The organism is Parapedobacter deserti (genome assembly GCF_042646065.1).
GTDB classification, from domain to species: Bacteria; Bacteroidota; Bacteroidia; order Sphingobacteriales; family Sphingobacteriaceae; genus Parapedobacter; species Parapedobacter deserti.
In genome coordinates this window covers 19691-36501 of the sequence record NZ_JBHRTA010000060.1, presented here as the reverse complement: position 1 = coordinate 36501, position 16811 = coordinate 19691, and the positions used below count along the sequence as shown (strand labels likewise).

14 protein-coding genes are annotated in these 16811 nt (G+C 48.0%); 10 read left to right on the top strand and 4 right to left on the bottom strand.

The window, feature by feature from the left end:
• The first annotated feature begins 164 nt into the window (after positions 1-164).
• The 10 genes from ACFOET_RS19050 (at position 165) to lpxB (ending at position 14298) form a co-directional block, all read left to right on the top strand.
• Complete coding sequence (locus ACFOET_RS19050) at positions 165-3473, top strand: SusC/RagA family TonB-linked outer membrane protein (protein WP_379025798.1); 3309 nt, start codon at positions 165-167, stop codon at positions 3471-3473.
• 17 nt (positions 3474-3490) lie between these two features.
• Positions 3491-4963, top strand: a complete 1473-nt coding sequence (locus ACFOET_RS19045) for a RagB/SusD family nutrient uptake outer membrane protein (RefSeq protein WP_379025657.1) — start codon at positions 3491-3493, stop codon at positions 4961-4963.
• An 18-nt stretch (positions 4964-4981) separates the two neighbouring features.
• A complete protein-coding gene (locus ACFOET_RS19040) occupies positions 4982-5839 on the top strand; it encodes a DUF4843 domain-containing protein (protein WP_379025655.1) in 858 nt (285 codons plus the stop codon).
• 83 nt (positions 5840-5922) lie between these two features.
• Positions 5923-7467: a PKD-like family lipoprotein gene (locus tag ACFOET_RS19035; RefSeq protein WP_379025653.1), complete on the top strand. Its 1545-nt coding sequence runs from the start codon at positions 5923-5925 to the stop codon at positions 7465-7467.
• Between the two features lie 27 nt (positions 7468-7494).
• Entirely contained in the window at positions 7495-8616 is a 1122-nt protein-coding gene (locus ACFOET_RS19030; protein ID WP_379025651.1) for a redoxin domain-containing protein, read from the top strand.
• A gap of 103 nt (positions 8617-8719) precedes the next feature.
• The gene (locus ACFOET_RS19025) at positions 8720-9808 is read left to right on the top strand and encodes a redoxin domain-containing protein (protein WP_379025649.1); all 1089 of its coding nucleotides are present in this window, start codon (positions 8720-8722) and stop codon (positions 9806-9808) included.
• 128 nt (positions 9809-9936) lie between these two features.
• Positions 9937-10809 (top strand): carbon-nitrogen hydrolase, encoded by an 873-nt coding sequence (locus tag ACFOET_RS19020; RefSeq protein WP_379025647.1) that lies wholly within the window; start codon positions 9937-9939, stop codon positions 10807-10809.
• A gap of 67 nt (positions 10810-10876) precedes the next feature.
• Positions 10877-11926, top strand: coding sequence for an agmatine deiminase family protein (locus tag ACFOET_RS19015; protein WP_379025645.1), 1050 nt, complete (start codon positions 10877-10879; stop codon positions 11924-11926).
• Between the two features lie 36 nt (positions 11927-11962).
• Entirely contained in the window at positions 11963-13171 is a 1209-nt protein-coding gene (locus ACFOET_RS19010; protein ID WP_379025643.1) for a porin, read from the top strand.
• Positions 13168-14298, top strand: coding sequence for a lipid-A-disaccharide synthase (lpxB, locus tag ACFOET_RS19005; RefSeq protein ID WP_379025641.1), 1131 nt, complete (start codon positions 13168-13170; stop codon positions 14296-14298). Before ACFOET_RS19010 ends, lpxB begins: the two co-directional genes overlap by 4 nt.
• Before the next feature lie 24 nt (positions 14299-14322).
• Here lpxB and ACFOET_RS19000 read toward each other — a convergent pair whose 3' ends face one another.
• Genes ACFOET_RS19000 through ACFOET_RS18985 form a run of 4 tightly spaced genes read right to left on the bottom strand, consistent with a single transcriptional unit; the run spans position 14323 to position 16806 of the window.
• The gene (locus ACFOET_RS19000; protein WP_379025639.1) at positions 14323-15057 is read right to left on the bottom strand and encodes a ThuA domain-containing protein; all 735 of its coding nucleotides are present in this window, start codon (positions 15055-15057) and stop codon (positions 14323-14325) included.
• Positions 15058-15059: 2 nt separating this feature from the next.
• Entirely contained in the window at positions 15060-16148 is a 1089-nt protein-coding gene (gene aroB / locus ACFOET_RS18995; RefSeq protein ID WP_379025637.1) for a 3-dehydroquinate synthase, read from the bottom strand.
• 14 nt (positions 16149-16162) lie between these two features.
• Positions 16163-16594, bottom strand: coding sequence for a hypothetical protein (locus ACFOET_RS18990; protein WP_379025635.1), 432 nt, complete (start codon positions 16592-16594; stop codon positions 16163-16165).
• A gap of 2 nt (positions 16595-16596) precedes the next feature.
• Positions 16597-16806 (bottom strand): RNA-binding S4 domain-containing protein, encoded by a 210-nt coding sequence (locus tag ACFOET_RS18985; protein ID WP_379025633.1) that lies wholly within the window; start codon positions 16804-16806, stop codon positions 16597-16599.
• Positions 16807-16811: the final 5 nt, after the last annotated feature.

Genomic DNA, 16811 nt, shown 5'->3' with positions numbered 1-16811 from the left:
CCCACACCCCAAGTTGTATTTATCCCCAAAAGACAAAAACAGGAAAGGATGTCCGCCCTTCCCTGCTGTCGTCCGGATAACCAAGCAACACCATCTTAGCAAATAGAATTACCAACTATCCAAACCAAGGGTTAAAGTTAATGAAAAAACGCATTTTACGAGTGATGAGAATCATCATGTTTTTGCTTCTTGGCGGAGCGCTGAGCATCAGCGCTTCCGGTTATTCACAAAGCATTACGCTCAAGGGAACGAATATCCCGTTTCCAAGCGTGATCAAGACGGTCCGGAGCCAGACCGGCTATACGATTTTCAGTTCAAAGCGGCTGATGGAGGAAGCGGGGCCGGTTACGATAGATGTCCGCAACATGCCCCTACGGGATTTCCTCAATGCGATCACGGTGGATCAGCCTATTGCTTATGAATTGGAAGACAACACCATATCACTTTTCAGAAAAACAACTGAGACAATAGCCAATGCGCCATTGGCGGCCCAGCAGCCGCGAGTGATCACAGGGCGTGTCACGGCTGTGGATACGCAAGAGCCGCTGGCTGGAGTGACCGTACAGGTGAAAGGCGAAAATATACAAGCCGGCACGGATGACAAAGGCAGATACCGAATTATTGTCCCACAGGAAATACGTAATCCTACACTACTATTTTCCGCAATCGGAAGGGAAGGCCGGGAAATAAGCTACAATGGCCAAGAGGTGCTCGATGTCTCCCTTGCGATGAGTGTCGAAGCCATCCAAGATGTGGTGGTAACTGGTATCTACCAACGCCAAAGGGAAAGCTTTTCGGGCTCTTCAGCGACTTATACAGCAAAAGATCTACAGGTAGTAGGTAACCAAAACGTGCTCCAAAGCCTCAAAACCCTTGATCCATCTTTTGCGATCATAGACAACAACCAGTTCGGCTCTGACCCCAACCGATTGCCGGATATCGAAATCCGCGGTAAGAGTAGTGTTATTGGGTTGACCGAGGAATTTAGTTCCAACCCCAACCAACCTTTATTCATTCTGGATGGTTTCGAAAGTACACTCGCTATCATCAGTGATCTGAGCATGGATCGTGTGGAAAGCATAACCTTGCTTAAAGACGCTGCTGCTACCGCCATCTATGGCTCGAAAGCAGCCAACGGCATTGTGGTTGTCGAAACTAAACGGCCTGTTCCGGGGCAGCTGCGCATTAATTACAACCTGAACGGAAGTGTCAGTTTTGCAGATCTCACCGACTACAATTTAATGAATGCGGAAGAGAAGCTCCGGTTTGAACTTTTATCCGGATTCTATGGCGCACTTAACGACGAAGGGAGTATCATTGTCGGAGCAAACCTTAATAATGAAGCCAATTACTATAACCGCCTGAAGGAGGTACGTCGCGGTGTAAACACCTATTGGGCAAACGAACCGCTCCGCACTGCTGTAACACAACGCCATACGCTGTTCGCAGAAGGCGGTGATGCAAGCTTGCGGTACAGCGTTTCCTTTAACCACGGGATGACCCAGGGCGTCATGGAAGGATCCGACAGACAAGTTACCAATGGAAATGTGCGCCTGATGTACAGAAGAGGAAGGTTTTCCGTGAACAATTCCTTGAGCATCGATAACGTTCAGGCCAATAAGGAGACCTCGCCATTTTCTGATTATTCCAGGGCCAATCCCTACCACAGGAAATACGACGGGGCTGGCAATATAAAAATGGTGTTGGAGGATTTCAGTGCTACCCAATCGGGATTCGATCCTATATATAGCCCGTTGTACAACCAGAGCAATCTGAATATCAACCGGCAAGGTTCGTATGGGTTTATCAACAACTTTGAAATGGAATGGAATCTCATCCAGGCATTACGTATCCGTGGCCGCTTCGGTATCCGTAGTATTTCTACTCATGATGAAATATTCCGCTCACCTTTTAACACGGAGTTCTTAGGGACCGATGTTTTGGAGCGGGGAAGATACAACGAATCCAATGGGAAAAACCTCAACTATGATGGCGATTTCAGTTTGACATACGGAAAGCTCTTCTCAGAAAGACACATGCTGAATGCTGTTGCCGGTATGCGGTTAGAACAAGCTATGCGACGGCAAAGTGCATATCAGGTACGTGGATTTATTGATGATGAATTTTCCAACCCCAATTTCGCGTTAGGATATCCGGAAGGGCAGCGCGCCGACTATCAGGAATCCATACGACGCGGCGCCAGTTTCTTTATAAATTTCGGATATGCTTTCGACCAACGTTATCTGATGGATGCTACGTTGCGATCTGACGGTTCATCTGTTTATGGCTCCGCCAGACAATTTTCCAACATTTGGTCAGTTGGCCTGGCCTGGAACATCCACAATGAATCTGCCATCAAGGATTGGGCTTGGGTCGACCAGCTCCGTTTGCGCGGATCTGTGGGAAACCCCGGTAATCAAAATTTTGACGATTACATCTCCATGCGCATCTACCGATACAACAATGAAAACCGTAACCCGTTCGGGGCCAGCACTATCATTGACAATATGGGAAACAGAAACCTTCAATGGCAGACGACGCTGGATCGCAATATCGGTTTTGACCTAACGACCCTTGGCAGTCGCTTGCGCATCAATGCCGACTACTTCGTGAAGACGACCGATCCATTGTTGGTATTCGTAACACTCCCCTCCTCTACTGGTGTGTCGCGGGCGGCGCAGAATTTAGGTACCCAGGTGACACGTGGTTTCACGTTAGTCACGAATTACGCCCTAATCAGACGTCAAGCTTTTAATTGGCGCGTCAATCTGAATATGCGTCAGCTGAAAGCGGAATATCAACATATCGGAAACCAATTGAGTGGTTTCAATGAGGCCAATAGAAGCCGGAACTTGGCACGGTATCGCGACGGCGGAAGTCCTTCTGATCTCTGGGCTGTAAGATCCGTCGGTATCGACCCGGCTACAGGACGCGAAATCTTCCTGAATATAAATGGCGAGCAGACATTTGTTCACAATTTCCGGGACGAGACGGTTGTCGGCAATAGTGATCCAAATCTGGAAGGCGTGTTCGGCACCTCTTTCAATTATAGAGGGATTATGGCTTCGGTCAATCTGAGGTACCGGGTAGGCGGCCAAGCTTTCATGCAAACGCTTTATGAGAAAGTTGAAAATATATCCCTAAGGGGAGTTGCCCTGAACCAGGATAAGCGGGCACTTTACGATCGCTGGAAACAGCCCGGGGATGAAGCCCGGTTTAAAGCTATATCGAGAACAGAATACACGCCGATGTCATCGAGATTTGTCGTGGACAACGACATGCTGATCGGTGAGTCTTTTTCATTGGGCTATGAGACTACGACTGCGGCGTGGTTAAAAAATATCCGCGCCTCGTCCATCACCCTCAGGGTCTATATGAACGATATTTTCCATATTTCAACGATCAAGAATGAACGGGGCATCGATTATCCATTTGCGAGATCAGTTTCCTTTTCCACGGCAGTTCGTTTTTAAACATAATCAAGCAATAGATGAGAACACTCTATAAAATAAACGTCATCATGTTATTCAGCCTATTTTTACTATCCTGTAATAAATGGGTAAACGTAAAGCCCAGCGATCGCCTTGGGGAAGACCAGCTTTTTATCGACAGGGATGGTTTTATGAAAGCGCTGAACGGCGTGTATGTAGAATTGGCCCATATAGATCTGTATGGACAAAATATGAGTGCAGGAGCGATCGATGTATTGGCACAATATTATTATATAAATAGCTCAACCCATCGGTTTTATGACTACACCACATTTGCTTATACTGACGAAGGCGTGAAAACTACCTTTGACCGGACTTGGAGCAAAGCGTATGAGTTGATTGCGAATTGCAATGTGATTCTTGAAAAGTGTGGTAACGCTCCCAGCGATGCACTGCCCGAGCCATATTACTCGATTATCGCCGGAGAGAGCCTGGCTTTGCGTGCGATGTTGCATCTGGACATGCTCCGTTTGTTCGGCCCGATTTATTCAGAAGAAAGCAAATTAGAGGCAGCCATGCCTTATGTCGACAGGAGTGGCTATGACGTTTTCCCGCTGTTAGGATCGGAACAAGTCATGCAAAAAATTACAGCCGATCTTACTGCGGCATTGTTACTGTTAGAGCAAACCGACCCTGTCCGGACAGAAGGCGTCCGGCATTACAACAATGCTTCAGGTTCCAATGACCTGCATTATCGTCAATATCGATTAAACTATTATGCGGTCAAAGCGTTGTTGGCCCGTGCTTATCTATGGCAATCTGATAAAGCAGCGGCCTTGATCCAGGCCGAGGACCTGTTGAATGAGGTGCAAACTACGGATAAATCGGTTTTTCCTTACGTTACTTTTGCCAACGCAACCCACATAGAAAGACCAGACCGGGTATTTTCCACCGAAGTGATGTTTTCATTGTATGATATCAACCGTGTGAACATGTACAACACGCTTTTTAACGTTAATCTTCAAAAGGAGAGTAAATTGTCTTTCAGTTCGGAAGATGTCAATGAAATCCGGGTCAATTCGATCTATGATGATGCCAACGACTATCGCCGCAGAATTTGGCAAAGCGCATCAACAGGTACGATCACTGCGACTACCAACATGAAATACGCTGATGTCGTGGACGGGCCGGGCCGCTACATGATTCCGCTAATCAGGCTTTCCGAGGTGCTGCTGATCGCAGCAGAGTGCCATCCAAATCCATCCACAGGCCTTGAGTATCTCAATCGGCTACGGACTGCTCGGAACGCTGTCAGCCTGAACCCCCCAGATCCCGCGGCATTAAAGCTGGAAATTGGCAAAGAATATAGGCGAGAGATGATCGGCGAGGGGCAACAGTTCTTCTTCTATAAAAGGAACGCCTATCAGTCAGTCCCAAATAATGCTACCGTCAGCATCAACCCAGAAAAGAACATGGTGTTAAACAATTATCGAGTGCCATTGCCCGATAGCGAAACCGCACAACGAAACTAAGACAAAAGATATAGTAACATGAAAAAAATATTGATATATATCGCCTTTTTCCAGCTCCTGTTCTGCTTTACGAGCTGCGAAAAGGAAATGATGGGGTACAAAGGCCGAGAGGGCGTTTACTTTGCCGTACGGCATAATGGTAGCAGCACCATTCTTCCCAATCTGTGGCCCTACCAGCCCTACAGCGATGTAGATTTTGTACGGATCGACGGCAACACGGTTGATTATCCAGCTATTGTAATGATCACGGGTCCAGTTAAAGATTACAACCGCACCTTCCGTTTAGAAGTCAACCCGGATTCGACCACCGCGGTCTTAGGGCAACATTATGACACAATACAGCAAGAATGGACAATCCCTGCAGGGGCCATATCCACTTACGTAACGGTCACTTTGCACCGTACGCCCGATTTGGAAGACAACCCCGTTACGCTGGGCCTACGTCTGGTAGCCACCGCTGATTTCGAGCTATCTTTTCCGGAATGGGACGCCATTCCATCACTTAATGCAGGACAAGTTGTTCCCACATTTGATGCAAGCCTGCACACATTAAAAATCAACGATGTTATGGTTCGGCCAGCCGTATGGTCAGGCTCCTTACAAGCCGGTAATCGAGAATCGGGTCTGTTCGGTGTATTTACACGAAGAAAGATGGAGTTTTTGATGGAAAACTTAGGGTTATCATATGAAGATTTTGCCAGTACAGAAACCATGCCGATGGCTCGGCAAATGTTAATAGCCGCCGATGGCGCATCAGCTCTTGTCAAGCGCTTCAACGACGGAAACCCAGTGTTGGAAGACGACGGACGACTAATGTGGATGGGCGCGGTGCCATGGACTTCTTATGTTGGTGTCCCTTGGGTTTCTACACCTTAAACATGGATACTTATAAGTTATCAAATAATGAAACTGATGATTACATCATTACCTTATCGTTTCAAAGTCATAATGAAAAACCAATGAACATATATAAATACGTTATCGCACTCGTGTCTGTGATATGGCTGAGTTCCTGCAGCAAAGACTTAGGAAATTATGATTATTCAGACATCAATGAACTGACCATCAATGGCGTGAGCAGTAACTATAATGTACGAACCGGAATTGATACCTTGCGTATTCAACCGACCATTACCGCGACCCTTGATGGCGCGGATACATCCCGATATGAGTACCTTTGGATCTTGAGAACAGGAACCACGGAAAGAGATACTATCGGTCGCCAACGCAATCTGATATATCCTGTACGCTTAAATCCTGTCCCTCACGATCTTTACTACCGGGTGCTGGATAGAGAAACCGGCGTGACGTGGACTGCCAACACCACGATTACTGTTGGCACGATACTCTCACGTGGTCTGCTGATTATAGGTGAAGATGAGAACGGGTTTGCCGAAGCTGAAATGCTGTCGATGATTTCTGATACCGTGCACATCCGGAATATCCTGTCAACAAGTGGTCTTTCTCCATTACGGGAGCCGGTTAGCCTAGTGCATACCGGAGGTAGTGAAGCCTATATCCGACTCTGGGCAATGACCAAAACAGGATCCTACTATCTGGATCGCGCCACCATGGCAGCCTCAACAGATAACAACTTCAGCCGATTTATATATATATCTGAATATATTGATCCCGAAACCTTGCACCCTGTAGTAATTGCACCGCAGATCCGCACCGGGGCGGGAGCGATTGGCAGTACGCTTTACCGTGCCATTGTCACCACCGGGGGTGATATCTTTGCGGGTGTGCCTTTACTAATGGGGGGCGACTACTATAATAATCCTGTCAACCGGGTGGCCGCTGAGCAGGAAGTCCGGCTTCCTGCCGCGCCTTATCTTTTGTATCCTATCGGTGCTATGAACAATTTCATGTGGTACGATGTGAAAAATCAGCGATTCCTGAGTTTTACGAGCATCGGGGTAGCCACTGCCTCTACAGTATTGACGGATGGTGCCGATGATATTTTTCCTTGGAACCAGCCAACAGGACGTACTCTTGTATATGCTGAAAATACACGTAACACAGACGGAGGGTCTATCAATGGCAACTCGTTTGCTATCATGCGGGACAGTGATAACACCCATCACATTTATAAGTTTTATGCAAACGGCACCAATCCGGCTAAGCGGGGTGCATACATCGTGAAGTCAATGGCTGTAGATTTTAATAAAGCAGATTTTTATGCATTCTCTTCCAACCGTAGCGTGATCTTCTATTCGGTAGGAGGCATATTGCGTGCTTACGATTATAATCCGGGGTTTGAAAAGATCTATACATTCCCAGAAATAGGTGACCACACCATTACGATGCTCAAGTTCGATACCCAAATCGATCATGAGACCAATAGCTTATATATAGGCACATACAGTCCGGATACAAAAGGCACATTGCGTCGTTATAGGGTAGGAGCCAATCCAAATACGGTCGAACTCCTACTTCAGGAAAACAGCACGTGGTCAGACATGATTAAGATCAAGGATATCAATTGGCGAGCTTCCAACTAAGGTTTACTTATATAATCAAATAAAGACATGAAAGTTATAAACATTGCAGCATTATTTGCACTCTTGATAAGCCCTATAACTGTTTTTTGCCAAAGTGGAGATTTTATTATCAAAGGTAAAGTGGGAGCCGCAAGCGCAGGCAAATTCATAAAATTGTATTATGAACAGGACACGATAAAAATCATAGACAGCGTCCGCATAGCGAATGGCGCTTTCGAATTGAGAGGAACAGTGAGTGCGCCAACTTTGGGGAAATTGAGTTTGGAGGGAGAGGACACTGGGGATCGTATTGATTTATTTCTTTCAAAAGGAACCATCCGCGTACAAGCGAATGACTCGCTTTGCCATGCTAAAATCCGTGGTACGGCACTGGCCGATTCACACGAAAAGTTAGCTAGAACGCTCAGGCCGGTAGACAAAAAGTTTGTGGATGGATTAAATACCTTCCAGAATATGCCAGAAGGCGAAGCGAAGAAGGCATATCTAAAGGAACTGCTGGCCGGTTTGGATGAGTACACCCACTTTAAACGAGAAACCATACATCAATTTGTAATACAGAACCCCACTTCTTATGTAGCACTTTATCACCTAGATAAGACCGCACAAGGTAGATTGGCTAACTATGAGACTACCTTTCCATTCTACGATAAATTAAGTCCAGAATTAAAGGCAACAGTATTGGGAAAACAACTTGGCGAAAGATTACTTCGCGCAAAAGGCGAATTCACCGGGAAGGAATACATAGATTTTGTGTCGACGACACCCGACGGTGCCAAACTCAGCCTGAAAGATGTCTTGGCGAAGAATAAATATACATTGGTCGACTTTTGGGCGAGCTGGTGCGGTCCTTGCAGAAAGGAAAATCCACATGTAGTTAAAGCATACGACGCTTTTAAAGATAAGGGATTCACCGTTTTGAGCATCTCGCTTGATGAAGACCCGGACCGGTGGAAAGCGGCCATTGCGGAAGACGGAATGCCTTGGCACCATGTTTCGAGTCTCAAAGGATGGAAGGAACCTGTGGCTATACTTTATGGTGTACGCGCGATTCCGCAAAATTTATTGATTGATGATCAAGGCACGATAGTAGCAACCAATCTTCGGGGGGAAACATTGTTTAATAAAGTGAAAGAACTTTTACATCATTGAACAACGGATAAATTTCAGACAAACAATTAAAAAAATTCTAAAAGGCTGGGAAACGACTTAACTCGAATGTCGTTTAGTTGATGTCCGTCCGAAAACAGCATTTATGATGATTAAACCGTTTAAAGCAACCGTACTGGCACTATACATTGTAGGAATATTCCGAGTGGTATCAGCACAAGAAACATTTGAACTAAAAGGAATGCTTAGTAACTCCGATATGGAAGGAGGGCAAGTATTGCTCGTGTATCATGACGGTGCCAAGACTCGTTATGATACCACAAAAGTTCGTAAAGGTGCCTTCCGTATTGCCGGCACCGTAGCCAGGCCTACGAAGGTGCTGCTGTACGTCGAACATCCGAAGGCTCCTCTGCAACCAGAGGAAACGAAGAAGAATGACACGCGAGAATTTTTTTTGGAAAGAGGCATTACATCGGTAACTGGCCACGATGTGGCTTCCGCCAAAATTGAGGGGGGAATAGCACAGGATGAATACGCCGAACTGCAGCAGCAACTCAAGCGCGTTGGGTGGCACGGTGTCATCCGGACCGATAAAAATCTGGTTGCAAAAAAAGATAGCATAAGCATCGCTTTCGTGAAAGCCCACCCCACTTCTGAAGTTTCTTTTATGTTGATAAAGCAAATCGCTACACCTCATTTTTTGGCCGGACACCATGAAGAGATGGCACAGGTATATGACAGCCTTAGCGAAGCATGGCGGAATTCTGATGACGGCAAGCGTATTGCACAACAATTGGAAGTCGCAAAGAAGTTGGGCATCGGGAAGGATGCCATCGACTTCACCATGAACGACACGCTGGGAAACCCTGTCAGTCTTTCAGACTTCCGTGGCCAATATGTCTTCCTGGATTTCTGGGCGTCCTGGTGCGCACCCTGTCGCGCCGAAAATAAGCATGTGGTGGCCGCATACCAGCAATTTAAAGATAAAAATTTTACGGTATTGGGTGTTTCGTTAGATAAAGCCGCGGACCGGCAGAAATGGATTGATGCGATCCATCAAGATGAACTCACTTGGACACACGTTTCGGATTTGAACGGGTGGGACAATGCCGCTGCACGCGCTTACGGTGTGCAGTCCATTCCAATGAATTACCTGATCGACCCCGAAGGAAAAATTGTCGCTGTTTCGCTTCGGGGAAGGGTACTAATGGAACACCTCGAAGAGCTGCTCTGACCACTTAGACCCGTTACTTCAAACAAACCTCGTCCGGTCTCGCCTCTGGTAGGCGTAGCCGGACGTCCTTTTTCGTTTCAGTCTACAGTACAACTTTCGTACCTTTGCATTCTTAGGAGTATTTTATCATGACCAAAGTAAAAATAGGAACGGTGCAGATGAGTTGTGTGGCTGACAAAGCTGCTAACCTATCTAAGGCTATGGATCAGATCCGCACAGCCGCCAGCAAGGGCGCGCAGATTATCTGTCTGCAGGAACTATTCACTTCGCTCTACTTTTGCGATGTGGAAGACTACGACAATTTTGAGCTAGCCGAATCCATCCCCGGCCCCTCTACAACGGCATTGCAAACCGTAGCCGCCGAACTGGGTGTCGTCATCGTGGCCTCCCTTTTTGAAAAACGGACAGAAGGATTATACCACAATACCACGGCTGTGATCGATGCCGACGGCTCATACCTCGGCAAGTACCGCAAGATGCATATCCCTGATGATCCGGGATACTACGAGAAGTTCTATTTCACACCAGGTGATCTTGGCTATAAGGTTTTCCAAACGAAATATGCGACCATTGGCGTGCTGATCTGCTGGGATCAATGGTACCCGGAAGCCGCGCGCATCACCTCATTAATGGGCGCAGAGCTGCTTTTCTTCCCCACAGCAATCGGCTGGGCTACGGACCAGGATGACGAAACCAACCAAGATCAATACAACGCATGGCAGACCATCCAGCGCAGCCATTCGGTTGCCAACGGAATACCTGTAATCAGTGTCAACCGAGTTGGCTTTGAACAGGACGGCGCAATGAAATTTTGGGGCGGCAGCTTCATTACCAATGCTCAAGGGAGATTACTATATCTGGCTTCGCATGATGCCGAGGAAACAGAAGTGACAGAAATTGATCTGTCCCAATCAGACTATTTCCGCAAACACTGGCCCTTTCTGCGTGACAGACGAATCGATAGCTACGCGCAGATAACCAAGCGGTTCATTGATGAATAGTCGGAAGTCTCTAATCATGCTGTATTTTTCCAGTTTTTTTCCTAAATAGTTTAAGAATTTGCGCGACATGACGAGGCCGACACCAAAAGACTCGGGATATTTTTTCCCCGCAGAATGGCATCCCCACCGCGCCACGTGGCTGAGCTGGCCCCATAAAGAGGCCAGCTGGCCCGGCAAACTGGACGCTGTCTACACCCCCTATTGCACATTTGTCAAGGAGGTAGCGGCGGGTGAGCAGGTCTGCATCAACGTAGCTGATGAAACCATGGAAGCGTTGGCATCCGCGTACCTTGCAGCCGCTGGAGTAAACCTGGTGAACATCGCCTTTTACCACCATCCCACCAACGATGCCTGGTGCCGCGACCACGGTCCGGCGTTTCTTATTAATCCTGATGCGGATGTCAAGAAGGTTATCATAGACTGGGGTTACAATGCCTGGGGGAATAAGTACCCACCATATGACCAGGACGACATCGTCCCGACCCTGGTGGGCAAAGCTTTGGGCCTACCGGTCTACCACCCTGGCATCGTGATGGAAGGCGGTTCAGTAGATTTCAACGGAGCGGGGACCGTACTCACCAGCAAGTCGTGCCTATTGAACAACAACCGCAATCCGCATCTGACGCAACGCCAAATCGAAGCATACCTTTTCGAATACTACGGGGTGTCGCAAGTCCTATGGCTTGGCGATGGCATCGTGGGTGATGATACCGACGGCCATATCGATGACATCACCCGGTTTGTCAATGCCGATACCGTGGTGACCGCTATTGAAGAAAATACCAGCGACGAAAACCACACGATCCTGAAAGACAACTTGCGGCTGCTGAAAAAGATGCGGCTTTTGAACGGCAAACAGCTCAATATCGTCGAGTTGCCGATGCCGAAGCCGGTTGTCTATGACGGGCAGCGGCTGCCCGCGTCTTATGCTAACTTTTACATCGCCAACGCCGCGGTGGTGGTACCAACTTACCGCGATGATACCAATGACCGAAAAGCACTTGACATTCTCACAGGCTGTTTCCCGGACCGTCGCGTGATCGGCATAGATAGCACGGATATCATCTGGGGGCTAGGTAGCTGGCATTGCTTAAGTCAACAGGAGCCTGAGGTATAGCAATTTAACCAAATTAACAAAGACGAGTATATTGCGATGAAAAGAAACCATCTTTTGTCTTCAACCGTTCTGCTGTTGTTTATCACAACGTTTGCTGCCCAAGCTCAAAGGCAGCATGACGAACGCCCCACCATTGAGAACTTCAAAGGCATCCAATATACAGGAGATGATTCTACCTTTTACATCAATTTCCGATTCCGCATGCAGAACAGGCTGCGATACACCACGCCGGCGGGCAACGAGCTGGGCGGCGGCGATTTTGAAGCTCGTATTCGGCGGTTGCGGCTGCGCATGGACGGCTATATTTACAATCCGAAGCTCTCATATAGCATACAACTTGGCTTTACCCGGGGCGATCAGGACTATGACGATACCGATGTGCCCAATATCGTGCGTGATGCAGTGGTGTTTTACAGTTTTACCGACAATTTTTACGTCGCATTTGGCCAGAACAAGCTTCCCGGCAATCGGCAGCGGGTAAACTCTTCCGGCGAATTGCAGTTTGCCGAACGTTCGCTGGTTAACGCAACTTTCAATATCGACCGCGACTTTGGCATCAAGGCCTATTACTCGCCAAATATCGGATCGGTGCCATTCCATTTCAAAGGATCCATCAGTACCGGGGAGGGGCGCGTGGCGAATATGACCGATGATGGCCTCGCTTACACTGGCCGGGCTGAATTCCTCCCACTGGGGGCGTTTACCAATGGCGGGGATTATTATGAAGGCGACCTCGAATATGAAGAAACGCCCAAGCTGTCCTTGGGTGGAGGCTATAGCTTCAATAACAACACCACACGGATAAGCGGACAAACCGGCAAGTATATCACGACGCCGCTGGACCTGAAAACCACCTTCTTCGATGCCATCTTTAAATACCGCGGACTGGCCTACCAAGTGGAATATATGAAGCGCGATGTGGATAACCCCTTTGCCCTCGACGAAGCGGGAGAAACCATCCATGCCTACAAGGGCCAAGGGGTAAACCAGCAGCTTTCGTACGTTGTGAACAGGAATTACGGCTACGAAGTTGCCGGGCGCTATACTTGGATACGCCCGCATGAAGATATCGCAACATGGGAAGCCCTTACCGAGGTTGTCGAACTCGGGGTAACCAAGTATTTCCGGGCGCACCGCCTGAAATTGCAGCTTAACGCCAATTATCAGATTGCCGATGGCATTTACAGGACCAGCCATCAGGGAAATAACTGGGGGACAACTTTCCAGATTGAATTGGGAATATGAAATATTACATCATTGCCGGCGAAACTTCAGGCGATCTCCATGGCGCCAACCTCATCCATGCCCTCAAAACCCAAGATACTGAGGCGCAGTTCCGGATTGTCGGCGGTGATCGCATGGAACAAGCCACGGGCGGAGCTGCAGTTATCCACGTTTCCCAAATGGCGTTTATGGGCTTTGTAGAGGTGCTTGCCAATGTCCGGACCATCTCCCGTAATTTGGATCTGGTAAAAGCCGATATCGCAGCTTACCAACCGGACACCCTGATACTGATCGACTTTCCGGGCTTTAACCTAAAGATAGCGGCCTTCGCAAAAAAAATGGGGCTCAAGGTATGTTATTATATTTCCCCGAAAGTGTGGGCATGGAACCAGCGACGGGTCCTGAAAATCAAGCGTGTTGTAGATAAACTATTTTGCATACTCCCATTCGAGGTTGATTTTTACCGCAAGTGGGGGCTGGAAGTCGATTATGTGGGCAATCCGCTACTGGACGCCGTTGCGAGCTATACGTTTAAGGACCGATTCCTCGATGAGAACAACCTGAGAAACAGGCCAATCATTGCACTGTTGCCTGGCAGCCGCGCGATGGAAATCAGCCGGTTGCTACCCATCATGGCCCGTGTTTCCCTTCTTTTTCCCGGTCACCATTGCGTAGTTGCAGGAGCACCCAACTTCACCATGTCATACTATCGGCAGCATATGGACGGGATGGAGCTTCCTGTGGTGTTTAACGCTACCTATGACCTACTCAGGCACGCTGAAGCAGCAGTGGTCACGAGTGGAACAGCCACCCTGGAAGCTGCGCTACTACGGGTACCACAGGTAGTGGTCTACCGTGCCAACCCACTTTCCATCGCAATTGCAAGAATGGTCATCAAGGTCCGGTTTATTTCACTGGTCAATCTCATCACCGATATGCTCGCTGTACGCGAATTGATTCAAAAGGACTGCCATGTGGACAGCATAGCGGACGAGCTTGATTTGCTGATCAATAACAAAGCATACCGGGAAAATATTCTGGAAAATTACGACATCCTGAAGGAGAAGATGGGCGAACAGGGCGCATCACAACGTACCGCCAAGCTGATCGTAAATTTCCTCGGCAAATCAGGTGCGCCCAGCACCTAATGAGACTGACACGGTCTACTTGATTTATTCGAGCCCCATGGCATATCGTATGCCTCCGACAATATGATTTAGAAATTCCGGCTCATCAAAAGATTCCTTGGTGTGACCAAGTGCCGTGTAGAAGGCGCGTCCGCCATCATACTCGTGGTACCACGCTATCGGATGGTGATCTCCCATCTTTCCACCTTCATAAGTCTGTTCGTCAAGTTTCATCAAAAGTTTTACTTCTCCATTGAGATCCCTGAAATCATACCACTCGTCTTTGCGGGTCCATACATCGGGAAGATGCTGCGTCGCAAGGTGCGATTTGTCTACTACATGGATATCTGCATCTTGTACTTGCGGATGACTCATAAAATAGGCCCCTACCATCCTGCCATACCATGGCCATTCATATTCCGTGTCGCTGGCTGCGTGAATGCCCACAAATCCGTTTCCAGCCTGGATATAACGCATGAACGCCGCTTTTTGATCATCGTTGAATAACGTGCCGGTAGTGCTCAGAAAAACGACAGCATCATATTGCGCTAACCGTTCGTCGGTAAACAACAACGCGTCTTCCGAATGATCCACCGCAAAGCCATGCGCCGAACCGAGCCGCTTGATGGTTTCGGCTCCCTTTTCGATGTTGTCGTGTCGGAAACCGGTCGTCTTTGAAAACACTAATACCTTCTGTTGCGCTTCGCCTTTTTTGCAGCCGGTCACAATCAACAGCATGAATACTGCCAAACCGACTTTATTAATGAGGTTCTTCAGCATCGCTAATTGGTTAAATAAGTGGGTTGCAGCGTCACTTCGCTATAGAAATCAAGGCTTTCCCGAATCAGGTCTTCGCCAACAAAAAGGTCGATGCTGCATTTTCCGATTTCATTCAGCAATGCAAATCCTATTTGCTCCCCGGAGTTTTTCTTGTCATTTTTCATCAGCGAAAGCAACGCTCCGTAACGATCGCGGTCATAACTGTAATCCGGGAAATGCCTCCGGAACGTACGGATTATATCATCCAATGCAACTTTCGGCAATCCGTTGATGCGATAGGATAAGTAAGCTTCGCAAATCATTCCTGCCGCGATAGCTTCGCCATGTAGCAGCGGCTTACTATCATGAACCAGCGAATAGCCTTCGATGGCATGCCCTACGGTATGGCCGAAATTCAGTATCTTCCGTAATCCTTTTTCCAGCGGGTCTTGGGTTACCACTTCGTTTTTAATGGCTACCGAGTGCTTGATATGCTTCAAACTGAGGTCTGCCACATCCATCCCTTTCACCGTATCGTAAAATTCTCCATCCGCTATCAGTCCGTGCTTGATGACCTCGGCAAATCCCGAGGTAAGCTGCCGTCTATCCAGCGTCCGCAAAAATTTTGTCGCAATGAACACTGCTTTGGGTTGGGCGAACGTGCCGATGATGTTTTTTATATTGCCCAGATCAATGCCGGTCTTCCCCCCTACCGATGCATCGACCTGTGATAGCAGGGTGGTAGGCACCTGGATGAAGTCGATCCCGCGCTTAAATGTGGACGCAGCGAATCCGCCCATATCGGTCACCACACCACCGCCAAGGTTAATCAGCAGGCTTTGGCGGTCGGCACCGAAATCCAGCATCATCCTCCAGATACCGACGCAGAAATCGATATTCTTATTCTCTTCTCCGGGATCAACCTCGATAACGTCATATTCACTAAGTTCCGGAATGGCATCCAGCAGCACCGGTAGACAGTATTCACACGTGTTACGGTCAGTGAGGATCAGCGCCTTGGAGTAATTTGATTTCTGCACAAAATCCTTGAGTCCTTGCAAGGTATCGTCAAAAACCACGTTGTAACCTGTGCTTGAAATTTGTAAATTCATCAGCGATTGGATTACTATCTTGCTGTCATTAATTTCAGTTCAAAATCTTTCACCCGCTCGTAATACGGTATGGTTGACCGCCGAGCGAATTGGATGAAATTCATGATTACGCTATCGCGCTGTTTTTGGGAAATGGACTGTTTGATGTCATTCCCTTGTTCATCGCGTACATTCAACTCCTTTACCGCTTTTATCGAATCGGGAAACTGCTGGATATGCATCAATAGCGCCGCATATCGCTGGACACCTTTTGAATAAGCTTCCAGCGGTGATGGTGCCGTCACGGTATCGACGTCGATCTGCTCTTCCATATTAGGCCCGGCCGACCGTCCACCTCCCGCCCCTTCCAATGCAATGGACAGCACATACCGTTTGTTCGCGGCGCTCTCATCCCCGGAGCAACCGAACAATGTTATACACCACAGCAAAAATATACCTTTTTTCATCACTATCCCAATAGCTGCACAAGATTCCCCTGATATTCAACCACATCACCCGGACGCAACTTGAGTCGTTTGCGGTAATCCACGCGGCCGTTGTATTTCACCATTCCGGCGGACACCACGGCTTGGGCCTCGCCGCCATGCGCCACCCAGTTGAGCACTTTGAGCAACTGAATCAACTGTATGTATTCCCCGGTTATTTTGTAGGTAACCATAATGC

Excerpts from the sequence above, each read along its gene's own strand:
- ACFOET_RS19050 (WP_379025798.1), top strand. The coding sequence starts at position 165 with ATGAGAATCATCATGTTTTTGCTTCTTGGCGGAGCGCTGAGCATCAGC.
- ACFOET_RS19045 (WP_379025657.1), top strand. The coding sequence starts at position 3,491 with ATGAGAACACTCTATAAAATAAACGTCATCATGTTATTCAGCCTATTT.
- ACFOET_RS19040 (WP_379025655.1), top strand. The coding sequence starts at position 4,982 with ATGAAAAAAATATTGATATATATCGCCTTTTTCCAGCTCCTGTTCTGC.
- ACFOET_RS19035 (WP_379025653.1), top strand. The coding sequence starts at position 5,923 with ATGAACATATATAAATACGTTATCGCACTCGTGTCTGTGATATGGCTG.
- ACFOET_RS19030 (WP_379025651.1), top strand. The coding sequence starts at position 7,495 with ATGAAAGTTATAAACATTGCAGCATTATTTGCACTCTTGATAAGCCCT.
- ACFOET_RS19025 (WP_379025649.1), top strand. The coding sequence starts at position 8,720 with ATGATGATTAAACCGTTTAAAGCAACCGTACTGGCACTATACATTGTA.
- ACFOET_RS19020 (WP_379025647.1), top strand. The coding sequence starts at position 9,937 with ATGACCAAAGTAAAAATAGGAACGGTGCAGATGAGTTGTGTGGCTGAC.
- ACFOET_RS19015 (WP_379025645.1), top strand. The coding sequence starts at position 10,877 with ATGACGAGGCCGACACCAAAAGACTCGGGATATTTTTTCCCCGCAGAA.
- ACFOET_RS19010 (WP_379025643.1), top strand. The coding sequence starts at position 11,963 with ATGAAAAGAAACCATCTTTTGTCTTCAACCGTTCTGCTGTTGTTTATC.
- lpxB (WP_379025641.1), top strand. The coding sequence starts at position 13,168 with ATGAAATATTACATCATTGCCGGCGAAACTTCAGGCGATCTCCATGGC.
- ACFOET_RS19000 (WP_379025639.1), bottom strand. The coding sequence starts at position 15,057 with ATGCTGAAGAACCTCATTAATAAAGTCGGTTTGGCAGTATTCATGCTG.
- aroB (WP_379025637.1), bottom strand. The coding sequence starts at position 16,148 with ATGAATTTACAAATTTCAAGCACAGGTTACAACGTGGTTTTTGACGAT.
- ACFOET_RS18990 (WP_379025635.1), bottom strand. The coding sequence starts at position 16,594 with ATGAAAAAAGGTATATTTTTGCTGTGGTGTATAACATTGTTCGGTTGC.
- ACFOET_RS18985 (WP_379025633.1), bottom strand. The coding sequence starts at position 16,806 with ATGGTTACCTACAAAATAACCGGGGAATACATACAGTTGATTCAGTTG.